This window comes from Cylindrospermum stagnale PCC 7417 (genome assembly GCF_000317535.1).
Taxonomy (GTDB): domain Bacteria; phylum Cyanobacteriota; class Cyanobacteriia; order Cyanobacteriales; family Nostocaceae; genus Cylindrospermum; species Cylindrospermum stagnale.
The window spans coordinates 3,747,501-3,767,854 of record NC_019757.1 but is presented as its reverse complement, the minus strand read 5'-3'; the positions used below and the strand labels follow the sequence as shown (position 1 = coordinate 3,767,854).

Annotated in this window: 14 protein-coding genes and 1 pseudogene; 6 read left to right on the top strand and 9 right to left on the bottom strand. The window is 41.7% G+C overall.

What is annotated here, in order from left to right:
• Positions 1-64 precede the first annotated feature (64 nt).
• The 6 genes and pseudogenes from CYLST_RS15630 to CYLST_RS36935 all read right to left on the bottom strand — a co-directional run bounded on the left by CYLST_RS15630 (position 65) and on the right by CYLST_RS36935 (position 5,206).
• Complete coding sequence (locus CYLST_RS15630) at positions 65-400, bottom strand: hypothetical protein (protein WP_041233125.1); 336 nt, start codon at positions 398-400, stop codon at positions 65-67.
• Between the two features lie 486 nt (positions 401-886).
• Positions 887-2,065: a glycoside hydrolase family 10-like protein gene (locus CYLST_RS15625; RefSeq protein ID WP_245587522.1), complete on the bottom strand. Its 1,179-nt coding sequence runs from the start codon at positions 2,063-2,065 to the stop codon at positions 887-889.
• A complete protein-coding gene (locus CYLST_RS35970; protein WP_245587547.1) occupies positions 2,040-2,180 on the bottom strand; it encodes a hypothetical protein in 141 nt (46 codons plus the stop codon). Before CYLST_RS35970 ends, CYLST_RS15625 begins: the two co-directional genes overlap by 26 nt.
• A gap of 374 nt (positions 2,181-2,554) precedes the next feature.
• Positions 2,555-3,226 (bottom strand): hypothetical protein, encoded by a 672-nt coding sequence (locus tag CYLST_RS15620; protein WP_015208688.1) that lies wholly within the window; start codon positions 3,224-3,226, stop codon positions 2,555-2,557.
• A gap of 344 nt (positions 3,227-3,570) precedes the next feature.
• Positions 3,571-4,548: a hypothetical protein gene (locus tag CYLST_RS15615; protein ID WP_015208687.1), complete on the bottom strand. Its 978-nt coding sequence runs from the start codon at positions 4,546-4,548 to the stop codon at positions 3,571-3,573.
• Between the two features lie 79 nt (positions 4,549-4,627).
• Positions 4,628-5,206, bottom strand: a pseudogene (locus CYLST_RS36935) (Pycsar system effector family protein).
• Between the two features lie 334 nt (positions 5,207-5,540).
• Between CYLST_RS36935 and CYLST_RS15605 the strand changes: the two are divergent.
• From CYLST_RS15605 to CYLST_RS15580, 6 genes are all read left to right on the top strand, one after another.
• A complete protein-coding gene (locus CYLST_RS15605; protein WP_015208684.1) occupies positions 5,541-6,749 on the top strand; it encodes a hypothetical protein in 1,209 nt (402 codons plus the stop codon).
• Positions 6,750-6,884: 135 nt separating this feature from the next.
• Positions 6,885-9,062, top strand: a complete 2,178-nt coding sequence (locus CYLST_RS15600) for a serine/threonine-protein kinase (protein WP_015208683.1) — start codon at positions 6,885-6,887, stop codon at positions 9,060-9,062.
• A 45-nt stretch (positions 9,063-9,107) separates the two neighbouring features.
• Entirely contained in the window at positions 9,108-10,070 is a 963-nt protein-coding gene (locus CYLST_RS15595) for a PP2C family protein-serine/threonine phosphatase (protein WP_015208682.1), read from the top strand.
• Positions 10,071-10,125: 55 nt separating this feature from the next.
• Positions 10,126-11,403, top strand: coding sequence for a vWA domain-containing protein (locus tag CYLST_RS15590; RefSeq protein WP_015208681.1), 1,278 nt, complete (start codon positions 10,126-10,128; stop codon positions 11,401-11,403).
• A 168-nt stretch (positions 11,404-11,571) separates the two neighbouring features.
• A complete protein-coding gene (locus CYLST_RS15585) occupies positions 11,572-12,240 on the top strand; it encodes an FHA domain-containing protein (protein WP_015208680.1) in 669 nt (222 codons plus the stop codon).
• Positions 12,241-12,252: 12 nt separating this feature from the next.
• Complete coding sequence (locus CYLST_RS15580) at positions 12,253-13,632, top strand: hypothetical protein (RefSeq protein WP_015208679.1); 1,380 nt, start codon at positions 12,253-12,255, stop codon at positions 13,630-13,632.
• A gap of 212 nt (positions 13,633-13,844) precedes the next feature.
• On the opposite strand, the gene CYLST_RS15575 is transcribed toward CYLST_RS15580, so the two are convergent.
• The 3 genes from CYLST_RS15575 to CYLST_RS15565 form a co-directional block, all read right to left on the bottom strand.
• Complete coding sequence (locus CYLST_RS15575; RefSeq protein WP_015208678.1) at positions 13,845-15,806, bottom strand: ABC transporter ATP-binding protein/permease; 1,962 nt, start codon at positions 15,804-15,806, stop codon at positions 13,845-13,847.
• 70 nt (positions 15,807-15,876) lie between these two features.
• The gene (locus CYLST_RS15570; protein ID WP_015208677.1) at positions 15,877-19,173 is read right to left on the bottom strand and encodes a type 2 lanthipeptide synthetase LanM family protein; all 3,297 of its coding nucleotides are present in this window, start codon (positions 19,171-19,173) and stop codon (positions 15,877-15,879) included.
• Positions 19,174-19,326: 153 nt separating this feature from the next.
• Complete coding sequence (locus CYLST_RS15565) at positions 19,327-20,295, bottom strand: hypothetical protein (RefSeq protein ID WP_245587390.1); 969 nt, start codon at positions 20,293-20,295, stop codon at positions 19,327-19,329.
• Positions 20,296-20,354: the final 59 nt, after the last annotated feature.

Here is a 20,354-nt window from a genome sequence, read left to right as displayed (position 1 = left end):
GAGTCAATAATCAATGTGATTTTTATAGAGAAAGCCACCCCAGAGGGGCAGCTTGTATGCATTCTTATGTTGAAAGAACGGCTTGTGGATTCAAATACTCATCCATCTCCATATCATGCTGCTTCCAGATTTCATCCTCAGACCCTGGTTCTGCCGTTGGTTCAAGATTTACAGCCTTTGAATGTTCCTTGGCAATGCGATCGCTATGCGGGTGCTGTTGCCCAACCATCCTAAAAGGATGGTTGCATCGTGCCTTTGGCACGATGAAGGCTTGCTGGATACAGCAAGCCTTGGCAACATAAGCACCATCACCTACGGTGGGCGTTTCGCCATCGCACTCTTCAAGCTGTGGCAATGAATTTCGCCTAACCCAAGTCCAAGTAACTTTGTGTTTAGACACAACCTCATCAATTTCTTGCCATAGGTCGAGGTTTACTTTCCGCTGAGAGCTTGCGATCGCTCTCCAAATGTCCTGACTGTTTCAATATCTGTTGATCGTTATATATGGCAAATATTCAAATTCAAAAGACATAAATACAGGATTTTTGTCCCAAAAATAATCGTCGGTGTCGATAAGTTATGTTATCTTTAAATGCTGGTTTAATTTATTTGTAGTTCTAACTATTTATTAGATAATCCTGATTATGAAATTTTCGGATAATTCCCATATTAAAAGATTTTCGTTTTTTAAGAAAAAAGATATAATTTAAGCAATTATGTCTAGTAAGTAGATTAAACAACCTTGATTTTTTCTGGCTAATCATCAACAATAAAAGCAGCATGTTTCATACATGATTGTAGCCAAAAAAAGTGACAGAAGCCCTTATATATGTCCGCGCAAGCGGACATTTTATTTATATATAGAGGCTAAAACCAAACCAAAATATTATTCAGTTCTGGTACGAAAAGCGGTGTAGGGGAAGAAGGTTTGGAATTCAGACTGCCGTTCGGTTAAGGTTTCTGGGGCATAGTTCCAAAGGCTTTCGTAGTAGAAGAAGGCTACACCTAGCCCACGTTCTTGGGCAGCCCGCACCTGAGATTTGATTTGTAGCATGGGGACTGGTTTATTTCTTAACCCTGCCATGATACCGACTCCAGTGGGAATTAACTGTTGTGCTTCTTGCATTTCTGAACGGGAAATGTTGGCGATAAAACTTTGCAGATTAGGACGATAAACTTGGACAATTAGCTCATCCACAATATTTTGCCGTATCCAGGTGAGCCAGTCTTGCAGTTGAAATTTGTAAGCAAAGTCGTAGTAATTTGGGGAAACAGAGAAAATCGCCTGGGGTTTTATTGCCTTCACCGCTTCGTTAAGTTGTACCATGAACGCTGTGATTTTATCTGCTCGCCAACGCACCCATTCTAAATCTTGGGGATTGCTTGGGGGCTTGTTCTGGGTTTCTTGAGTGTATAAGGCAACTGTGTATTGATCGTAACCAAATTCGTGGGGCAAACTCATGTGATCGTCAAACTGAATGCCATCAGCATCATATTGAGTAACGATTTCTAGCACGAGATTGGTGATAAATTGCTGCACTTCTGGATGAAAGGGATTGAGCCACATGACTTCACCAGCAGCACTAATTGAAGTTTGGCTACCATCCTGTTTTTGTGTGAACCAATCAGGATAATTCAATGCCAGTTCTGATGTTGGGGGAGCCATGAAACCAAACTCAAACCAGGGAATTACGAGTAGGTTTTGGCGATGGGCTTTGTCAATCAGGTCTGCAAGAATATCATGTCCATCTGAGCCTCGCAAGACAAAAGGTTGAATACCTGTACTTTTTGCCACGGCACTGGGATACATAACATAGCCAGAATTCCAGACTACAGGATAGATTGTATTAAAGTTCAGCCGCCGCAGTTGGCTGACGGCATCTTGCACTTTGGCGCGATGCTTGAGGGTGTCAAAATCATTATTGGTCATCCAAACCCCGCGAATTTCTTGACGGGGTAGCTGGGCTACAGCAGGGTTGAAGCTTTCCACCAGCAATATTGTGATCAATGATATTAAAAAAAGAACTGGGAGAAGGTGCTTAAGTGATATCTGACGACAAGCCACTGCTTGTCTGTAGCACCAATTGTGAGATCTGAGATTTAATTTCATCGGCTTGAATAATGCGATCGCACCTGTGGATAGCGATCGCAGATTTTTTGTTATGGATTCTACATACCATATACTAGATAGTCTATAAGTATTTATGCTTGATAAAAAACTGGCGATCGCAGCTTGTGAGTAAAATCACAAAAGATATCAGATTACTGAAATAAAATTGACCCTCAATTGCTTGTGACAGAAGAATTGCCGCTCCTGATAAGTAGATGGGCTGAATTAAATATAAGACCTCTCTCCTGCGAGGGGAGAGGCTTTAATCTTACTCCCCTTAAGAGCAACAAAAGTTTTTCCTTTCCCCTCTCCTCTTAGGAGAGGGCTAGGGAGAGGTTGTTGGGGTTGGGGGTTAGGTCTATTTTAGATTTTTTTACGCCCACCTACTTACTGGAGATTGGTTTGAAGCCAATAATGGGAAATCAAAAATTTAGCTCAAAAAAATTACTTGGATGGAAGCGGAGTGCCATCCCACGGGCAGTACTTCCAGGATATATGTGCAGGCTTGCCGTTAGGACATAATGCTGGAACAAACAATGAATTTAGAGGAAGTTCTACTACAGCTTTGGGTTTCTGGATACCAACTTTTTCATCAAAAGAGACTATCAGTTTTCCGGCTTCATATGGTGACACGATATTTTCCCCAGATGAATCAACATTCTTAAATGTAAAGAACCACATTCCTTTACCAAATTGTCCCGCCATTTTTGACAAAACTGGTTTCATTTCTGTTAAGAAACTGTTGACTTCGGCACTTTTCGGCGCTGGTGCTAAGTTTACAGATGCGCCTTTAGAGTCAGTGTATGTAACTTTTAGCCCTCTTTGGGCTTCAGCTTCAGAAGCAAACTTAAAACCATCAGGAGGTACAATCTCTGCCTTGGCAACTGCAACTATCAGTACTGCTTGGGGAGGTGCTCCATATACTTCTAGTGGTAAATACCACACCACGTTCATAGAATTACTGTCTATTTGAACAAATTGCAATGTTTCTTTGACAAACTCCTCGATAGGTAATTCTGAAGTTGAACGTCGTTCTAGAGCACATGTCGGGGCTACACCCAGTCCAAATAGCGTGAGTGCCGCAATCGACAAACTCAAAATCTTACTCTTAGCCATCTGCGAAAGCACCTACTCACTTGTTATAATACTGACATTATATAAACTTTCTCTGTATGTTTACTTGCGGATAAAGTCGCTCCAGCCGAGTTTCAGACAACAAGAGCAGAAGTCTTTGTAGTGACAGTCATCCACCCTTGGTTAAGATGCGATATTCTTAGGGGATAGTGGACAGTAAAAGCGCCAACAATTAATTTTCTTAGGGGAAAATGAAGAGCGTTTGTATTGTCATGCTGCCCTACCTGCTATGCGACGCAAAGAACTCTGAGGATGGTGGGTAGTTGCAAGCTGGTCGCAAGGGTAAAGAAAAAAGGGAAAAGGGCAAAAGGACAACAGTATAAAGGCTACAAACTATGCAGCAGAACACGCAACTCGAAAACCGTTGAAGTTGTACCTGACGCCCGCATCGAAGTTGAAGCGATACGCCGAACGGCAATTTTGAGGATTGAAGAACCATTTAGTCTTTCTAATCTAAAATGATCTCCATTCTCGTATCCTGCTGCCCAGTCTACGATAGCGGTTTTCGCTGCAAAAAGATTGACATAAGTTGAAGGGCGAAAATCATTTGGCATTCCTATTAATTGCGCGACCCTCGTAATCTGAGCCGACTGGGTTAGTTTTTTAAACAGGGCATAAATTTCTTCTAGTGTTATTGGTTCAGCAGTGGGTAGGGAGGCATCAGAAATCATCTGACAACCCCAAGCTTGTTTCACTTCTTGATGCTTAGTTGTGAACTCCTTCTGAGAGAAATTGTGTTTTATCTCTTCAGAAAGAGTATCATACGTTGCTCGATCAACAAAAATCCAGCCAGGGTATGCTCCAGTTTCTAACTCTTTAACTGTTGCAAAGCCCATTCCGACCATTGGATTTATACTCGATGTATCATAATCAATATCATCTGTTGCAGCACCAATGCGAAACACCCACTTATATGTACCAGGCTTTTCGTTACCTTTTTTTACAAGGTCGCAAAATTCTTTTACAAATGAATAGGCATATTCAACAGATTCAAATGTGAGTCTATAACCATCTGCCATAGCTTCAGTTATTCTGTTGAAGTTAGGTTTTTCAGACAAGTTAGTGGGTGGCATTTCAGCGTCAATCACTTCTTTGATGTTATTCTCAGTAATTCGTGTGAATTTAGAGTCAATTTTCAAACTACTAACTGATTCATTAAAAGCTTCAGAGACAACTTTTTCAATATCTTCAATAAAAAGTCTTAGCCCCCTGTTACCCAAATGACTGTGTATGACTTTAATAGATTCTGTAGAATTGACAAGATCTAGTTGGACTGCGGTTAAAGTAATTGACTCGGACGGCATAAAAAATTGCTTGTTTTGAAATGTTTACATCAACTGATTCTCTGAATCAATTTTTTTCCAGTCAATACTGAAAATAAAATTACAAACTCCGATAAATAACTAGACTGGTTAAAACTGAACAGGGAATTACCAAAATAGAAGCAATTAAGATATATATCGCATAAGTAAAAACTTGAAACTTTAGGAAGGCAATTTCGGCGTTAATTGTGATTTGTCCAGCAATGTCCCTGTATTCCTTTTTATAGGCTGGATTTTTATTGAGCTTCCCCTCAAAGTAATGCTCATTCAGCGCATCCAATAGTTGAGTTGAATCATATTTCCGCAAATGTCCAAAATAGTACAAATTATCTTGATCTTGCCGGATTAAATTTGAGTTTTTAGGTGGTTTAGTTCGCAACCATAACAACCGCTCCAAATTTGTTTTAGGCAAAAAAGAAAATGAACAGAGTAAAGAACAAATACAAAGGAGAATAGTTGTTAACAATAAACCCAATTTTAAAGAATTTGGCAGATTCTATGCTGTAGCTAAAAGGGTTATAGTTGCAGTAATACCAGCACCAGAAAAAGCCAGCAGAATCCCGTTCTTAGCCTCTGCAAACTTTAGCCATTCATTAACATTCTGGAAAATTGCTGTGAGCGTAGGAAAAACTTCATCCATAAAAATATTGCTTATACCAAATTGATATGAAGTTGCATGGAATAAGATATGAGAAAGAATTAACCGCAGATAAACGCAGATAAAGATGGATAATTAAATTGATTTTATCATTCTATACAGCATAATTACAAATGTACATAACATCATTACCAAGAGATATTATCACTTAAATCTGATTTTTGGTAGCGCATTTTTATACTCTGGACAGAGGAAAATAGAAAGGTTACTGTTTTCAGGGGGAAAGAATTAAAAGCCTATGATTTGTATCAGGCTTATCGTGCAATGCTATAAGCACATTATCTTAGCAATCCATTTATTATAAGGAGTCATCGTTTTGACAGATGAAATTGATCAACTTTTAGCTGACTGGAAAAATAAAATCAATATTGCTAGTCACAATCTCCTTGAACTACAGGAATTGCCAACATATCAGCGTCTTTGTGGTAGTCCTGGATTTCCCGGAGTGCAGTTGACGGGAATTACGGCGATTCGGGTCAGTCCAGCAATCTCAGCGATGAACGACTTGTTTCAATACTTCGACTTATTGGTGCAGACAATAGATCAGGCTAGCAAGCTAAGACAGCAACTGCCACGCTTTTTGGTGCCTGAACAGAAAGTTGATGAAATTAAACAACTGCTCACAGGAGCCTCTATTCGGTTACCTGCGGTGCAAACGCCTTTAGCACAAAGAGAATTATTGACGATCGCGCAAACAGCTCAGGCGATCGCCCCGGCACAGTTACTGCAAGTGATGAATCATGCCTTCTCTGTGGCTAGAGATGCCGTTCTCGCTGTTGATGCTGCTTGGGCTAATCTGGATGGGATGCTAAAAGATGCCGTCGCTCAAATCCAATCACTGGAAAAATTAGGTGAATCTTTGGGACAAAGTTCTCTGAGTGAAATACTGCTGATTCGTGGGACGATTGCATCTCTCCAGCAACGCATAGAACAAGATCCTTTGGGGGTGAGTGAGGATTTTCAACACCAGATCCAGCCAATGCTGGCACAGCTACAATCAACTTTGGCACAAGCAGCTAAACAGCTTGCTCAAGCGCGGGATAAATTAGCGATCGCACAGGAGACTTTACAACAATTAGAAAAACTCCACTCAAAATCTGTTGCTACTTTTGCGGAAAGCCAAGAAAAAATTGTGGATCACTCAATAATGCAAACTCCATTGCCCCAGGCGCAAATAGATGCTCTTAGCCAATGGCTGACAAAGTTAGAAACTAAATTAGCACAGGGTTTAGTCAATCCAGTTATGGTTGGTTTAGACAATTGGCTGCTCAAAGCCAGAGAGTACATGGTAACAGCACAACGCACAGATACAGCCCATAACAATCTTCTACAAACTCGTCGGGAGTTACGTGGACGCCTTGACGCCCTCAAAGCCAAAGCGCTGGTGCGGAGATTGATCGAAGATGCCATTTTAGCTGAACTAGCACAACAGGCAAAGGAACTGCTATATATGCGCCCGACTCCCTTAGATAAAGCGGCTGAATTAGTTTCCCAATATGAAAAGCGGTTAAATGGTAATAGGTAATGGGTAATGGGTAATTGGCAGAAAAAAGAAAGAGACTTATTCAAAAATTCCCTCAATGCCTAATTACCTTTTTCCCAATTATCAATTATCAATTACCTATTACCAATTACCAATTACCTATTACCAATCCCTAATATGGAAGGCTTACGCTGCTCAAGAAATGGATGCACTGGTACTATTGAAGATGACTATTGCAACGTCTGCGGACTAGCAGCGGTGAAAACTCCAGTAGTTAGCCAAAAGCAAAGCGCAACTATCACGGGTAGGAATTCATCGGTTACCACAAATACCGGTTCTTCACCGCTAACTAACCGTTCCAAGGGTTCACGGCGTACCAGTAGCACCTCTGCCCGCAGTAGCCGCAGACAGTTGGGTGCAGGATTAATCTCTGTGCCAGAACTGCCTTCAACGGAGCCAGAAAAAGCGATAATTCCCAACCCGCAAGTACCAGATAACAAACGATTCTGCGGCAATTGCAATCATCCGCTGCGACGGGAAAAAGGATTTTGTAGCAAGTGCGGACAGAAGTTTTCGTTTATTCCTAGCCTCAAAAGAGGTGATTTAGTTGTCGGGCAATATGAAGTTAAAGGGGCGATCGCATTTGGTGGTTTAGGTTGGATTTACTTGGGTTTTGATCAAACCCTGTCTCGCTACGTCGTCCTCAAAGGACTGCTGAATACAGAAGACGCTTCTAGTGCCGCTGTTGCTGTAGCAGAAAGGCAATTTTTGGCAGCAGTGAAACACTCGAATATTGTGGGGATCTACAACTTTGTTAACCACAATAACGAGGGTTTTATTGTGATGGAGTATGTCGGGGGTCAAACTTTGAAGGAAATTCGTAAGAGTCGGGGCCCCTTACCAGTGGCAGAAGCGATCGCCTATATTCACCGCATCCTCAGCGCCTTTGCTTATTTGCATTCTTTGGGGTTGGTATACTGCGACTTCAAGCCAGATAATATTATGGTTGAGGGCGGCGATGTGAAATTAATTGATTTAGGTGGTGTTCGCCGTCTCGATGACCCCGATGGTGATATCTACGGTACTGTCGGCTATAGTGCCCCCGAAGCCGGGGAAGGTCCGACAATCGTTTCTGATTTATATACTCTTGGTCGAACTTTGGCGGTGTTGCTGACGGAAATTAAGGGTTTTAGCAAAGAACACCTTTATAAATTGCCCAGTCCTCAAGAAGAACCCCTGTTTGCTGAACAAGAATCACTTTATCGGTTTTTAATCAAAGCTACCGCTGAAAATGCTGATGATCGATTTCAGTCAGCAGATGAAATGGCAGATCAGTTATTGGGTGTACTGCGGGAAGTGGTGGCGATCGCCACGAATATTCCCCGTCCTTATGCTAGCAACTTATTTGGTGGCGATATGCTGGCTCTCACCAATAGTGGAGATTTTGAATTAATTACCGCCGACTATCGGCAATTGCCTATACCGTTGTTAGATTCTAGCGATTCTGGCTTTAATGCTGTACTCAATGCCAGTGCGATTGCCGATCCTGTCAAGCGATGTGTGAGTTTAGAGGTTGTTGTCCAGCAATATCCTACATCCAAGGAAGCATGGTTGCGTTTGGCAAATAGCTTAATTGACGCGGGTGAATACAATGAAGCAGAACAAGCGATCGCTAAAGTTGAGGCTAAAGATCCTTGGGACTGGCGAGTTTTTTGGTATCGGGGGCGATCGCTCATGGCACAGGGTAAACTCCAAGAGGCACAGCAAACAATCGACCAAGCTTATTTTGATTTACCGGGGGAGGTAGCGCCGAAACTAGCTTTGGGACTAGCAGCAGAACAGGCGCAAAATTACCAACTAGCAATTAAGATGTATGACTTAGTATCCCGCACCGATCCTGGTTATGTATCGGCGTCGTTTGGATTAGGGCGTTGTCTTTGTGCGACAGGCGATCGTCTGGGTGCGGTGAAGGCGTTAGAACGGGTACCGCCAACTTCTAATTTGTTTACGCGATCGCGTGTAGAAATTGCCCGGAGTTTAATTGATAGCGATCGCACGATGCCAGGAACCCAAGAACTTAAAGCAGCTTCAGCAGCAGTTGAAACCCTTACCTTGGAAGGTATTGACCGCTATCGCCTAACTAAACAAGTCTTGGAAACTGCCCTAAAATTGCTGACTTCACGCACCTTAAAAGCCGCCGCCGATTTGAAGATTTTGGGACAGCCATTTGAGGAAAAGCCTCTGAGGTGCGGCTTAGAAAAAACTTTGCGCGACATGGCACACCTAGCAAGTGGAAATGAGAAAATTCCCTTAGTTGATCAAGCAAATCGAGTACGTCCCAGAACCCTGTTTTAATAATTCAAAATTCAAAATTCAAAAATGACTAATTATTAATAATTTATGATGCAATGTTCAAACTGCGGTGCTGCCGTTGTAGTAGGTGACAAGTTTTGTGAAGAATGCGGGGCATCTCTGACATCTTTAGCTTGTGAAAAATGCGGTGCAGGAATTAAAGCGATTGATCCTGAGGGGTATTGTTCTCAATGTGGATTTCGCCAAGTTCCTGTAGAACGTGAGCACCTCGAAGTGATAATTAACTCGCATCTGGCAGGTGTTAGCGATCGCGGACTCAGACACCGACGTAACGAAGATTTCCTCGCCCTACAACTTGTATCTGGCACTCAGGCGTATATTCTCGTAGTTTGCGATGGCGTTTCTAGTTCCGATCAACCAGACTTAGCAGCCCAAACCGCTGCTCTCAATGCCTGTCAGTCCGCAGCTACTGCCTTAAAGGGGAACAATCCAGAATCAGCAACCAAATTAGCCTTTACCACTGCCTTGGCATCAGTATGTAATATCCCTTATAAATCAAGTGCCAATTTAGATCCCCCCTCAACCACCATTGTTACTGCCATTGTTCAAGAGGGCACTGCTACTATTGGCTGGCTAGGCGATAGCCGTGCTTATTGGATTTCTGCCAATAGCTCCCAGCAGTTAACTAGAGATGATTCCTGGCTAACTGAAGTGGTAGCAGAGGGTAAAATAACCGCAGCAGAAGCTAGCCAATCGCCTCATGCTCACGCAATTACCCGTTGGTTAGGGGCAGATGCAATGGAAGATGCCATTCCCTCGATTGTCAACTTTACTATTCCTGGTTCAGGATATCTGCTGCTGTGTACCGATGGATTGTGGAATTATGCCCCAGAAGCAACGCAGCTGGCTAACTTGGTACAGCAGTCATCAGGTAAAGATGCGATGCCTACGGCGGGCTATGCCTACGCCATCTCTCACTCACTTGTCGAGTTTGCGCGTAACTGCGGCGGACATGACAATATTACTGTTGCGGTTTTGTCTATTTTATGAAAAGCAAAAAACCAAATCTATTAAAAATGAAGATAAATCAAGGGAGAAAACCTGAATGTCTAACCAATTTAAAGCCGAAGTCTTTCAAAATCAATACCTTCCCCAAGGAGAGAGAGAAGTTCACGCCATCATGACTGTCAGCGTTGAAGCAGGTGAAGGAGTAGCGGCAACGAATAGTACTACCAGACTCTTTGGCATTATTTGTGATACCTCTGGTTCAATGGGAGGCGGCAAGATTCATGCTGCTAGGGATGCCATAGTTAAAGCTGTTAATTTGCTGCCAGAAGATGCCCACTTCTTTATCGTTACTGGTGCGGCTAAAGCTAGCGTGGTGTTTCCGGTGTCTCCAGCGACATTTGAGAAAAAGCAGCAGGCGATCGCATCGATTAAAAATATCTTAGCTAACGGTGGCACTCTCATGTCTACCTGGCTAACTGAAGGGCTGACACAGTTTAAAAAAATGCCTAACGCAGTCCGTCAAGCATTACTGCTCACAGATGGACAGAACGATGATTCTGATGAGCAGCAACTGAATCAGGTTTTACAGCAGTGTGAAGGGGTTTTTCAATGTGATTGTCGGGGTGTGGGCACTGACTGGCGAGTAGCTCAACTCCAGCTAATTGCAGGCAAACTCCTGGGTACAACTGATATTATTCCTAACGCAGACATGATTGCCGCCGACTTTCGGGCGATTCTCGAAAAAGCGATGAGCAAAGATGTGAGCGATGTTGCTATGCGTCTATGGACACCCCAAGGAGCAAAAATCCTGTTTTGCAAACAAGTGAGTCCCGATATTGTAGACCTTACCCATCGCGCCAAATCAGTTAAACCTCAAGTTGTTGATTACCCCACCGGTGCTTGGGGTGTTAAAGAGTCCCGTGATTACCACTTCTGCATTGAGGTAAATCCGGGTAATGTTGGGGATGAGATGTTAGCAGGTAGAGCCAGCCTAGTGTATACCCTCAACGGCACTGAAACCAAAATCGCCGAAGCCCGAATTTTGGCGACTTGGACAGATGATGATGCCAAATCTACCAAAATTGACAGGCGGGTTGCTCATTACACCGGACAGGCAGAACTAGCACAGTCTATTCAGGAGGGATTAGAGGCTCGCGCTCAGGGTGATATTGAAATGGCAACTGCGAAGTTAGGCAAAGCTGTAAAATTGGCTCATGAATCGGGTAACGAGGCAACTGCTAAACTTCTAAAAACCGTAGTTGATATCCAGGATGCGCCAACGGGTACAGTGCGGCTCAAGCGAGAAGTGGCAAAAGAAGACGCGATGGCGTTGGAAACTCGTTCTACTAAAACCACTCGCATTCCTAAATCTTAGTCAACCCCCTTTGGGGGAATTCAAAATTCTTTCATGCAAAATTCAAAATGAAGAATCACCAAAAAAAATTTAGTTGCTCCCACGCATGGCTCCAATCCAAACGATTAATTCAAAATTTCTGAATTTAAAATTATTTAATTATTTTGGAATTTTGATTTGGAAGTAACTATGTCTACATACAGATGTCCTAAAGGACACAAATCAACAGAATCGGATTTTTGTTCAGAGTGCGGCGCCAAAATTCAGGGGATACCTGAACTACTAGAGTTAGCTAAAAATGCCATCGCCTCAAAAGTAACGCCAGAAATCTGCCCAGCTTGCAGCGCTCCCCGTGAGCCTGATACTGGAGATTTTTGTGAGATTTGCGGTTACAACTTTGTCAGCGGAGCACATGGCGAAGTTCCGATTACCATTAGTTCTCCCCCCGTGCAATTTGTAGAGCAGCAGGGAAAATCTCCGATAGTTGGCTGGGAGGTTGTGGTGAAAATAGATTCATCTCTGCGTCATCCCAACAGCCCAGAACCACCAATCAATCAAGAAGCGATCGCATTTCGCCTCAATAAGGAAACTAACTTGATTGGGCGCAATAGCCAAGTCCGGGCAGTTAACCCAGAAATTGCCCTAGATTTTGATGGTGCTGTATCCCACCGCCATGCTGTATTAAACTTGCAAGCAGACGGGGGGTTAACTCTGCGCGATATTGGCTCTTCTAACGGTACACAATTCAAGGGCGTGGAATTAGAACCAATGACGGATGTACCACTGCAAGACGGTGACGAATTTACCCTAGGGCACTGGACTCGAATCATTGTTCAAGCTATCCGCCAATTATCCTAAAGTAGCAAAAATATGAGTCAGATTATCACCTTCTCAAATAAGGCAGTTAGCAACCTCACAACCCCGCAACTGCTCAAGGGTGGTTTATACCTCACTTGGGCAGCAAGTTTACTATTGCTAGTTACGACAATTAGCGGAGTTCAAAAGCAGAGACACGCTATCAAAACAGTTGGTAATGATGCAACTCCAAGTATCGTTACTGCTCAACGCCTCAAAGATGCCCTTGCAGGTATGGATGCCAATGCCGCTAATGAACTACTAGTTCCCCCTGGACAAAACCAAGAAGCCGCTAAGGGTTATCGAGAGCGATATGAAGCAGTGGCTGAAAGGCTGGTGACTGCTGCGGAGAATATCAGCTATGGGGATAAAGAGCGAAAAGCGATTGAGACTATGCAACTGGGGCTAGGGGACTACATCGCTAAAATCCAGCAGGCGCGGGACTTCCACGCTAGGGGTGAGACTAATGCCATGCTATTTGCTTACCGAGCCGCTGGGGAAATCATGGATAAGACATTGTTGCCGGCATCGGATGAGTTGGACAAGATTAACCTGCAAGCTTTAGAGGATACCTACGCCGAGCAAAAGTTGGCTGCTAGTAAATCTTTAATGTTGATTTTTGTTTCTGGTGTGGCATTAATCAACGTTTTGGTGGGGTTGCAAATATTTCTCAGTCTGCGGATGCGCCGCACCTTAAATCCGGGGTTGTTGGGGGCAACTGCGATCGCCATTATCTTTTTATATTATACAGGAGGGGCGTTGCTCTCAGCTTCCCAAAATTTGCGGGTTGCGAAGGAGGATGCTTTCACTTCTATGCATTCATTGCGCCAAGCCAGAGCCGCTGCCTATATCGCTAATACTACTGAAAGCCGCTATTTACTAGACTCAGCTTTTTCCAGAAACCACGAACAAGCTTTTATTAAAAATATTACCCAAATCGCCCAACTGCCTAATGGACAAACTTTTGAGTCAATTGCCGCAGCCTATAGCGCCCAAGGTAAAAAGGTAGATGGGTTCAAAGGTTATCTAGCTGAGGAACTGAACAATGTCACCTTTGACGGTGAGCAAAAAGCTATGGTAGAGAACCTCTTGACGTTGGGCAAATATGTAGCCATTGATGGGCAAATCCGCCAATTAGAGCGCAGTGGCAAACATCAAGAAGCGATCGCTTTATGCTTAGGTATGAAGCCAGGAGAATCAAACTGGGCCTTTGATGAGTTCAGAAACGCTAATCAAAAGGCTTTCGACATCAATCAGGACGCTTTCGACAAGGCGATTAAGCAAGGCTTCCAAGATGTATATGGTTTTGAGATGATTACTCCAGTAGCCCTAAGTGCGATCGCTCTTTTGAGTCTGTTTGGGTTGCTACCACGTCTTAAAGAGTACTCAGCCTAGAATGGATTTTAGCGATCGCTCCAGCATCAAATACTCATAAATTATCCCAGTAAGGGACTTCCAAATCAAAAAATATCCCAAAACTGACGCAAAAATCCTCTCTATTTCTCCTCCCTCAGTGTTCTTTATGTCTCTGCGTTAGCCTAAAGCACGACTTTTGGTCTACGTTTATTTGGATAATTTATTTCTTGGAAATCCCTAAACATCTGAGATTAATCCCCAGATCCTACCAGCAGGCTTTGATTTTTCTGCGTGGGTAAAAGCTGCCAAGTGGAATCGCCTCGTAATTCTAACAATAATTTGTGATATTTCATCAAACTAGAGCGATGTCCCACACTAATAAATGTCGTGTGCATTTGTTGTAATTCTTGATAAAGCTGCTCCTCGTTTTTCATATCTAAAGCACTTGTGGCTTCATCTAAAATTACATAACGGGGACGCATTAATAACAGTCGCGCAAAGGCAATACGTTGTTGTTCACCTAAAGATAAAACATTATCCCAATCTAGTTGTACATCCCAACCGCCGATTCTATCAGGTAATTCTGCTAAATTGACTTTTTCTAAGGCTTTATTGAGTTCTGCATCTGTGAAATTATGAATGCTTCGAGGATAAAGTAATTGATCGCGTAGCGTTCCCAAAATCATGTAAGGACGTTGAGGTAAAAACATTATTTCTGCTAAATCAGGACGGTAAATCTTACCTGTCCCTGCATTCCATAACCCAGCTAAAGAACGCAGTAAGGAACTTTTACCACAGCCACTATTCCCCATAATTAACATACTCTCACCATCGGCGACCACTACTGATAAATCTTTGACTAAGGTGCGTTCGTAATTGGGAGTTTGTAAGGTGATATTTTGAAATTCTAAATGATTGTCAGTGACGAATTCAATGGTTGATTCAAAGTTAATTTGCGCTTGTGGTGCATCTAAAGCTTGAGAGAAGCTACCTAAACGATTAATTACTGCTGCAAAAGCACTTAAACTTTCAAATTTACTGACAATAACTGATAGCGCACCTAACACCTGATTACAAGCAATAGTAGCTTGAGTAATCACACCCAGTTCGATTTTGCCGTCTAAATATAAAGGTGCAACGACTAAATACGGAATAATCATAATTAAATATCGGTATCCAGTGGTAAAAAACTCCATGTTACGCTGCCATTTAATCATGTGATTAGTGTTTTGCATAGCATGATTAAATCGCTGTTTAACTTGGCTAGCTTCTTGCTGTTCACCACTATAAAAAGCGATGGATTCGGCATTATTGCGGACATGAACTAAGCCGTAACGGAAATTAGCCTCACATTTTAGTTGGTCATAATTGAGGATAATTAATTTTTGACTAAAAATTGCAGTAACAACATTACCAACAATCGAGTAAACAATTAAAATCCCTACCAGTAATTTAGAAATAGACCAAAGAATCCCACAAAAAGCTATTAAATCAATAATTTGATTGAGAACAGTTAAAAATAAGTTAATACAGTTTTGGGTAAAAGAGCCAATTTCTAAAGAAATGCGTTGGTCTGGGTTATCTATATCGGGGTTAGAGTTAATGTAATAATAGGCTCGCTTTTGAAAATATTTTTGAAGAAAGTAATTAGTCAACCGGTTGAGCCAATGTATAGCTAACTTCTTCCTGAAATATTGGGAAATAACTACAATAACTGTAGTGACAATCAAAACACCAGCGTAGATGAATAATAACCGAAAATATTCAGGTGAATTTTTATTGGCGATCGCAGTTACTAAATCACGTCCAACATAGCTTCCAACTACGTTAATGGCACTCACATATGAAATAATCAATAGCAGTCCAGCTAACATTGACCACGCCCGCCAATGATATTTTAGATATTTCCAATAATAGGCAAAGACGATGAGGGGAATAAGACAAGCTAATCTAACAAGATGAATGACAGGAGAGTTAATATTTTGGTGAATAAATTCTGGTAACCCAGGCGCGAGATTGTTTAAAAGTTGAGGAAAATATTGTTCACCAATTAAACCGAATGCTCCTATAGATCCAAAAAACGCCCCAAATACAAACACTACTAACAGGAACACCAGCATTAAAAAAGATTTACTACCAGCATTAAGAGGAAACCAGTAAGGTTGTGCGACTGTTAAAAATTGCTGCCAAAATCGAGATTTTATCTTGTCCATTGTCTAAATTTATTGAATATCTGATAGTTCGTAGTCAGGACTTTAGTCCTGACTACGAACACAAACTAGTTTAGGAGTAAGCGACTAATTCCCTTTGCTCATCAAATTCTGAAGCAACTACCTGCTGCGGTGGAGTATCCAGCAGTAACGGAGAAGGAACACGCTGAGGATAAGCTAGGCGTAAGAAGTGCATCCCAATACCTGATAACCCAGTCATTAAATCAGGTAAGATATCGCTACCACCAGCACCGCAAGTCCAACGATGTGCGTGTTCAAAGTTACGCCATTGTGCTGTAGCTTGGACGTTAGCTTCCATTTGCAGATATGGTTCATTTTTGAGTAATGCAAACCGTAATAATAACTCTGAGTTCCCTGACTTACCATGACAAAGGGAATCATCAGTTAAACGGTTAAAGCTGCGGAGCGTAATATCTAAGGCTTTGTGTGCTTCTCCTAAAATATTAGAGTCAGTTTTACCCAATATTGCCCAACTATCAATGCGACTTAGGCCAATACCAGCTGCTCCATTACACCAAAAATAACCAAACTTCGGGCCCGGTGCTTGTTTCGTCATTACGGACGTGCGTAAATCATACCAGTTACCTTCTGTGGTGTCGAATTGGGTGGCTTCGTAAGCAAAGGCTTGCAAACCGGCTGTGATATATTTGGATTCGTTGGTGTATGCACCTAAACGAATTAATGCCCAACCCATACCTGCATTACCATGAGCAAAGCCTGTGAAATATCCTCGTGCTGATTCTGGGTTATAAGGCCAAGCCAAGGTATCACCGACTTGAACAGCGTTTTGCAACAGGTGTTCAGCACTGGCGATCGCACACCGCATGGCTTTGTTAGAATGGGAATTCGCCTCAGCTAGTCCCAACATTACAGGAATTACCCCAGACACCCCATTAATCATGTCGTAATAAGTATCTTGACTAATGAGAGGATAGATTTCATCACACAATTCATCAGCTAATTCTAAAAGTTGTGGTTGCTGCCATAATTGAGCTAAATGTGTCAGCGTGTAGATTAACCCAGTTTTCTCTTGATAAGCTCCGATCATCTCCCGATCACCTACGGTGGGGCGTAGCCCATCGCCTTCTTTGATAGCATGATCTAAAGCTTGTTCTGCGGCTAGGCGAAATTCTGGGTGTGGTCGGATAGCATCCAGATAAGCTAAGTACAATGCAATACCAGCAGAACCATTATAAAGTGATGAACCAATATCAACTAACTTTTTACCTGTAGCAGAGAAATCAATAGTTTTCCACGGTGCGGCGGCTGAGGTATCTTGTTTGAGTCTACACAACTCTCTCCCTATCTCATAGGCGTAATTTACCGCCGAATCAATAAAGTGTTGGTTGTTAATCTCTCCAGTAGACAAGCTGGTGTAAATATATTGATTCTGCCGCATTTGGCTATCTTCTGATAACCTGTTAATCCTAGCGATGGCGTTTTCTAGTGGGGAAACTGCTAAAGAATCAGATAACTGCTGCTGATAGTTGAAAATCAGTTCTTTGCTATCGGCTTTAGTAGTAAAAATGGGAATGTCTAATTGCCATAAAGCTTGAATTTCTAACTCCGCCAGCTTACCTGCATCATCCCACATCCGGGGACGCTCGATTAAACTGTGATAAACCAAATCAACTTCTAGAGGTTCAGCCAAACATTTAGGATGGCGTGCAGAATTCAGGATATGTACGTAAAGTTGCGTAGCGCGGTTGACAAAACGCACCGCAGAATCTGCAAATAATTTTTCCAATAGAGCGATCGCTTTGGTACGATTTTGCAGTACCCAGCGATAAACTTGGTTAAATCCGTCCACAATGCTCTCTTTATAAGCGTGTGGATGTACTATCTGACCTTGGTAATATATCCGATTTTTCCCTTTTACTTTCACCTCCACTCCAACTTCATGTTCCACCGCTAAAGCCAAGGACATCCGGTTGTTAATTTGGGCAATAGCAAAAGGTACTTTGTAAGACTCACCGCCACCATAACCACTTAAGCTAATGCGCCCTTCCGCCTCTGGAGTATTATTAGGTAGTGGCCAATCTAGCATCCCCGTGCTAAATACAGAATCAAACATCGTATCTGGTGATTTTGTCATCCGGCGTGGTACTACTTCTAAAGCCATTTCGCAGTCACAGATAAAAGCATTGCAATTAGAAACCAAAATATTTTCAAAATGCAAGTCACTACCGCCCAAAATGTGGAAGATAGCTAAATAACCACCGAGTTGCTGATAAAAAGTTTCCACAACTTCCTGGCTATCGGTATGGTTCTGCACTTTCAAAAATTCTGCATAACCATAATCTGATTTACACAACAGGCGATAATTACCAAACCTGACGACTTTTTCTTCAGTTAAAGTTGCCAATAAACCTTGCATTGCTGCTTCTGATTTAATACAGCGTGGTTTGTAAACAATAGTTTCTGATTGACCATTAGCCAATGCTAAATCTACCATAACTACAGTGTGACCACCAGCATGGGCATCAGAATTACCCATAGCAAAACCCATAATTTGCTGTATGGGAGTGCCATTAAAGAAAGTAGCACTAATTTCACTGCGATCGCTACTCAAGCGCTGGATTAATTCTTCCCCAATTTTGCTTAAAAAATAAGTAACTTGGGTTAATTGCCGAGCCAACACAGGAAACTTACAATAAAAACTGTGATAACTTTGTTCACCATTAAACGTAATATCTATATAATCAATATAAGCCTGAGCTTCAGTTGATTTATCGATATTGTATTGGTGACAGTACAAATTAATATCAGCTTCTAAAGCATGAGCCAAAGCTCTTTCAAAACGATAGAGTAAATCTAGTTGAATATCAGTTATTACCTGTGGATTAATTATGTGATTGGCTTGAGCAATTGGTTCTAGACTTTGTTGCAACCAACGTAAAAACGGCTCACAAACTTTAGCAAAACGTCGGTAGTAAATATCTGGATTATACCAAGCACTATTAGCAAAATCAGTTGCAGATAAATCTAGGCTAGCTAACGCCTCTGCATAAACTTGTAACCATGTAGCATGAGGTTGGGTAAACTCTGCCCTTTCTGACATTGAAAAATTCGCTAAATTCAGTTCATATAGTTTATAGTCTATGAGTAGTTTTTCTAAGTTGCTCTTGGTAGGTATTCTCGTAGCTAATTGTTGATATATCTGCTGTTTAACTTGCGTAGCTGCTAACTTTCCAGATATTTTCTTAATTGCCCAGCTATCTAATGGTGTTAGCTGATTTGTACAATCTTCTAAAATATTACCAAAAGCTAAATTGTTAGTGATTGTTAAACGCTCAGATAAATTGCTAGCGCGACAAGCCAATTCAGTTAAAGCTAAATTATCAAGCATGGTAAAACTCCTCCAAAGTGGTATTTTGGTTTCAAAATAGATTTGTATTTAGAATCAGTGGTGAGTGCTGTTAGCAGTAGCAAGGCGTTGAGCCAGTGATCAGTATTAAGTGATAAAACAATGAGCAAGGTTAATAGTTTTTTATTTTTTCACCTATACCACTACACCCCCATAAGGCCAAAATCCCATATATGCTTTAGCTTCTAAAGGTAATCCTGGCTGGTAAACAATTTTGGTGCAGAGTGTGTAATTAGCAGATTTATCTTGTTTTGAAAACTCTGGCCAAGCCAGAACCGCTTTACTTTTATCAGGACTGCATAAACCTTGGCTAATTAGGTAATCATAGAAGGAGTACCAACGTTTATTATGTTGTGGTAGACCTAAAAGATAGCATTCTAAACCGATTCTTGGTAAGACGCGATCGCCGACATCGAAACTCAGAACAATATTATCTGTAAAAGACGAAATATTCTTAATAACTTGATCTAGTTCATCAACCGAACCCATCCAACCAACATTAGCTAAATAATGACTAATTTGATGAGGTGCTAACCCACTAACATTTAACCTTAAAAGGTCATGACAACGCGACAACATCGCCGCTACAGAAATTATGTTTGCACCTTCAGGTAAAGTATCGAAACAAGTTTTTATATTCTGGGATATTGAAGGCGTAATTTGTGGTTTACCAAGCAAATGCTGCGCTATTTTTAACAACAATTGAGGATTCCAATTAACCACGAGGTTTAATAATAGAAATAGTCCGGGGATTGGTACATTCGCAACGTTATTATCTACATCAAATTCCAGACATATTTCCATCAATCTCTGATTTAGGACAGAATTAGCTGTATCCCACTCCTGACATATATCCTGAAATCGCTTCCAGACAGGATGGCTCAGGAAATGCTGAGGTAGATGGACATCAGGATTAAAAATCATCGTGGAAAAATCTACTTGAGGTTGGTTTGCAACCAAACGACATTCTAAAATTGCATTACCAATGGGAGGAAGAGTTTGAACTAAAGTATCAATATTAGAGAAAGTTTCGCCGGAAATTACCTCAGAACCAAGTTTTGAAGCTAACACTTTCAGGTTACTTTGTACAGAAACAATCATCATTTCTATTCCATATTCGCAATAATCTGCCAGCAAAAAGGCTATTTCCTGCTGGCAAATTT

Bases quoted from the DNA above. Each gene is read 5' to 3' on its own strand.
- CYLST_RS15595 (WP_015208682.1), top strand. From the start codon at position 9,108: ATGATGCAATGTTCAAACTGCGGTGCTGCCGTTGTAGTAGGTGACAAG.
- CYLST_RS15565 (WP_245587390.1), bottom strand. From the start codon at position 20,295: ATGATGATTGTTTCTGTACAAAGTAACCTGAAAGTGTTAGCTTCAAAA.
- CYLST_RS15585 (WP_015208680.1), top strand. From the start codon at position 11,572: ATGTCTACATACAGATGTCCTAAAGGACACAAATCAACAGAATCGGAT.
- CYLST_RS15590 (WP_015208681.1), top strand. From the start codon at position 10,126: ATGTCTAACCAATTTAAAGCCGAAGTCTTTCAAAATCAATACCTTCCC.
- CYLST_RS15600 (WP_015208683.1), top strand. From the start codon at position 6,885: ATGGAAGGCTTACGCTGCTCAAGAAATGGATGCACTGGTACTATTGAA.
- CYLST_RS15575 (WP_015208678.1), bottom strand. From the start codon at position 15,806: ATGGACAAGATAAAATCTCGATTTTGGCAGCAATTTTTAACAGTCGCA.
- CYLST_RS15570 (WP_015208677.1), bottom strand. From the start codon at position 19,173: ATGCTTGATAATTTAGCTTTAACTGAATTGGCTTGTCGCGCTAGCAAT.
- CYLST_RS15615 (WP_015208687.1), bottom strand. From the start codon at position 4,548: ATGCCGTCCGAGTCAATTACTTTAACCGCAGTCCAACTAGATCTTGTC.
- CYLST_RS15620 (WP_015208688.1), bottom strand. From the start codon at position 3,226: ATGGCTAAGAGTAAGATTTTGAGTTTGTCGATTGCGGCACTCACGCTA.
- CYLST_RS15580 (WP_015208679.1), top strand. From the start codon at position 12,253: ATGAGTCAGATTATCACCTTCTCAAATAAGGCAGTTAGCAACCTCACA.
- CYLST_RS35970 (WP_245587547.1), bottom strand. From the start codon at position 2,180: ATGGTATGTAGAATCCATAACAAAAAATCTGCGATCGCTATCCACAGG.